The organism is bacterium (genome assembly GCA_024226335.1).
Taxonomy (GTDB): domain Bacteria; phylum Myxococcota_A; class UBA9160; order SZUA-336; family SZUA-336; genus JAAELY01.
The window spans coordinates 1-4,028 of record JAAELY010000306.1 but is presented as its reverse complement, the minus strand read 5'-3'; the positions used below and the strand labels follow the sequence as shown (position 1 = coordinate 4,028).

The following is a 4,028-nucleotide window of genomic DNA, read 5'->3' as shown; positions in this document are numbered from 1 at the left end:
GGGCCAGGTGGCCCAAGGTTGAGGGGCAACGTTCGGCCAGGTGTCCAACGAATGGTTGGGGCGCTTGCCGCCTGTCGCCTTTGCGAGGCATCTGTGTCATTGGAGGTGTGTGCCGCCTGACGCCTCTGCGGGGCATCTTGTCGCCTTTGCGGTGCCTGACGCCTCTGCGGGGCATCTTGTCAAATTACGACTGTGGCGCCTGGCGTCTTCGCGCCATTCAAGCAATGCACGATTTGGCGTCACGCCTTGAAGTGCTGGTGGGGCAGTGCATGGTGTTTGGTCTGTCGTTTTGGGTGTGGGGTGCGTCATTGATGAATTGCGTGCGTAAACTCCTGTTAATTAGGTCGAGGAAGGCTCCTTTGCGCCAGCGGGGGGTGTGATGGCGGGTGGTCATGTCCTCACCGCCATCGCTTGAGGCAGCTCTGGCGACCGCTGTTGGTGCTGATGACGGTGAATCGCTGAAGCAACGGAGTGCGGACCTGCGAGAGCTCGCGGAGGACATCGCGAGATCGAAGTCTTTTGTCGGTCTGGCAGCGTTCTTCCTCTACGCATTGCTTCGTCGCCGCCGAGTGGATGTTCTCCTAGCGGGCAGTCGCGTCGACATTGTGGAGGACTTTGCGCCATGGGCGGTACCGTTTTGCCTGCGCGAGACGAATGTGCCGACGGCGATGGCGACTGTGGTGCGTATGGCTGCGAACGGTAGGCGAGTGCTCTTCAGCGCGGCAGGCTTAGCAGCCATGGGGCGCACCAACCACTACGTCTGCACTGGCCCCGCGCCAACGTTGCACGCGGACCCTGCGCCTGCGGGGTGGGACGACGGCCACGAACTTTGCGACGGGAGTTTGTGCGGTGGTCTCGGTCAGCTGTGCATGACCAAGTTGGGTGCACCGTGCCGAGAGTTTGGCCTTGTCCCGTTGCCGACGGATGCGACTGGAGACTGCGCAATGGATTGCATGGTCCGCTGGGACGGCGGTGCACGCAATCTCGTGTCCTGGAAGGCTATGCGCATCGAGTTGGCTGAGTTTCTGCTCGCGAACCGCGGAAGCAAGCGTCTTCACATCGCTCTGACGCTGTCTGGGGAGATCTTCACGGCTGCCCTGTCGCCGTCTCCGCTGCTAGCGGTCGGGAGTGGTTCTTCAAGCTCTTCGGGGCCGCCGCCGCCGCCTGCTGTTCCGCAGCCACCGCCTTCGTTGCCGCCGCCTCCGTTCCCGCCGCCAGACCCTGCGCCTGCGGGGTGTGGGGATGAGGCGGGCGAAGCGGACCTTGAGCGAGACCTCATGTTGGAGGCCGTCGCCTGGCAGTCGGGCATCCGCAGGCCCAGTCGCCTGGAGCTCGGGGTTCTGCTTGAGGCGTTGACGTTCGAGGAACGACAGGCGACGCTGCGACGTCATCAGGCCGCCAGAGAGAACCCACGCTCAGCGGACCCTGTGCCTGCGGGGTCGAAGGGCTCGAAGCGACCGCGCGGGCGGTACAGCTCCGTGCATGCCGCAACTCGGGAGCAGGACGTGCGAGAAATACATGAGTGGTTGAAGGCGGAGGGCCTCTGCCACATTCCTGGTCGTCGTCTGCCCCATGGAACGCTCGTTCGTTTCCTGAAGAAGCGTCGGCTGCCGCAGACGAGAGAGGCGACGCGGTATTGGAGCAGGTGCGCTCGGCAAAAGCTGCAGTCTTGGAGCGGCAACGTCGGCAGAGGCAGGCGGGTCTGGGGCAACAAAACGCGAGGAGATCGTTTTCGGAGATTGGGCTTGCAGGGGGCGCCGTTTAAGGCACTGCAGCTGCGGCAGTCCCTATTTCGGTGGTTCTGCGACATCAGGACGGTCGTCCAAGGATGACCTTGCTGCTGCTGTTTGCCCTGCTTCTTTCCCCCGTTGTTGTCTTGCACAGGAATGCCATGTTCTCGTTGTCTCGTTTTTGTTGGAACGGTTGTTCGCTGGTGCTCCCTCCCGTAGCTCGTACTTCACTAGTCAGGACGACTGCCGCTTGCGTGCCTCCGCGTGAAGGCCCTGCAGCTCAGGCAGACTTATGTTCTGAACGCCATGCGGCTCGGACTGCGGCCTGACGTGCCTGTGATTAGCGGGACCTGGCTGTGGCGTTGGCGCAAGCAGTACAGTGTATCACTCCGAATGCCCAACCGCCGCTGGAAGGTGAGCCGCAGGGTCTTTGATCAGCGCCTGCGGATCATGTGGAGCAACATGATTCGCGTCCGCACGCTGTGCTGGCTCTGTTTCCACTACGATCCTGTCGTGCACGGCTTCGACCAGAAGCCTCTGCATTTCAATGAGGCTGGAAGCCAGTTGCGCAAGACGCTGGCCGTCCAAGGGTCCAAGGAGGTACCGCTCAAAGAAAACACTGCCGCCACACGAAAGAGGTGGACAGCGAACACAGTGGTCACCTCGGACCCTGCCGTTGCCGAGCACTTGCCGCCCGTCGAACTTATGTTCAAGGGTGGCGACCGCGTGCGTCGGAGCCTATTGTCCGTCGTGCCGCTTGGGGCCGCGTGGTTGCACGTCACGACTGGCGAGAAGGCATCCTACAGGCTTCCAGACGTGTTGGAGTTTCTCCGGAAAATCTTGCCTATTCACCCTGCGCCTGCGGGGGGCAACGTGGCACGGTGGTCGATCATGATGTGCGACGCGTACTCCGCCCACCTCGACCCTGCGGTTGCGGACGTCTGCTGGGACAGGGGCAGCGTGCTAGTCTACCACGGTGGTGGGACCACGGGCGCGACGCAAGTCAACGATACGCATTTGCATCAGCCGCTCTCTACCGTCTATCAGGATCTGGAGCAGCGGATTGCGATGGAACAACTCTCCGTTGCGCCCCACGCCTGCCCGAAACGTGACAGGGATGACTGCGTCGTCGATTTCGCCGCTGTGTGGCAGCAGCGTCACATCCATCACACGGCCGTCCGCGGGCACAAGCACAACTTTTTGACGAACGCACTAGACGGGTCAGAGGACCACCTCGCGTCCACCAGTCTCACCTCGATCTGGAATGCAGTCGGCATGCCGGTCCTTCGCGACAGGCTCATCGAGTCTGTTTGCTCCGACTTCGAATCGGGGCGGCTATCCTGGACGAAAGAGGGCGTGGCGAGCATCGTCGAGCCGTTCCCGAAGTCGGGGCAGCTGGACGAGCTTTTCGAAGGCATGAGTGATGAAGGGGATGCGGCCAACAACGACGGTGCGGCCAGTGACGACGGTGAAGTCCCAAGCTCTCCGCTGTCCAGCGGTGACGAGCAGGGTGCTGTGGTCCCTGCGCCCGCGGGGAGTGTCCCTGCGCCCGCGGGGAGTGGGCAGCTCGTGTGTCTGGACGAAGTCGCAGGTGAGGAGGCCCAGCGTCATGCCCACCAGTTGGCGCTCCTGGATCGCATGATCGAGCAAGCCGTTGATTGCGAGGACCCACAGGTCCACCTGACGCTTCAGCGGGCACGCGCGCACGCAGCCCGAACTGCCCACGGCAGTCGGCAGGCCAATCCCTTGATCGCCCAGGCCGTCAGGAAAGAGGAGGATGCGCACAGGGAGGACCTGCGCTGTCGCCGTGCGGAGGCGGAGGCGTCCAAGGAGGCAAAGCAGCGCGTCGCGGACAAGAAGAAGGCGTTGCAGGCCGCAAGCGAAGAACTCATGGCCACCTTCAAGGGTCTCAAAGACCGTGAGCGAGAGTTTGCTCAGAAACAGGCTCGGGAGGGTGAGCTCCGCGCTCGCGCCGCGGCGTTGGCTGACGCACCGAAGGGCTTCGATCCTGAGATGTTGGGCCAGGGTCGCCTGCAGGGTGGCACTCTCGCGCACAGGGCGGCCCGTTTCGACCTTCTCCGACGGGTGCGGGCGGCAGCCTTGCCGTTGCCTGCTGTTATGTCGAACGACTGGGAGAGATTCCTCCAGATGTTCGACAGAGCAGCGAGCGCGCACTTTGACAAAGCCTGGGGGGCGACGCTGCTGCGAGACGTGCAGCAGGTTCTTGCCGATCTCCGCGGGGGCAGAGCGGATGCATTCGAGCGCTACGTTCGGCTCATGTCCCGCCGCTGGGTGGCC

General features: G+C 63.1%; 1 protein-coding gene. It reads left to right on the top strand.

All coding sequences use genetic code 11. The features are described from left to right. Positions 1 to 2,123 precede the first annotated feature (2,123 nt). Positions 2,124 to 4,028: hypothetical protein (locus GY725_15975; GenBank protein MCP4005688.1), on the top strand; the 1,905-nt coding region annotated here is incomplete at its 3' end.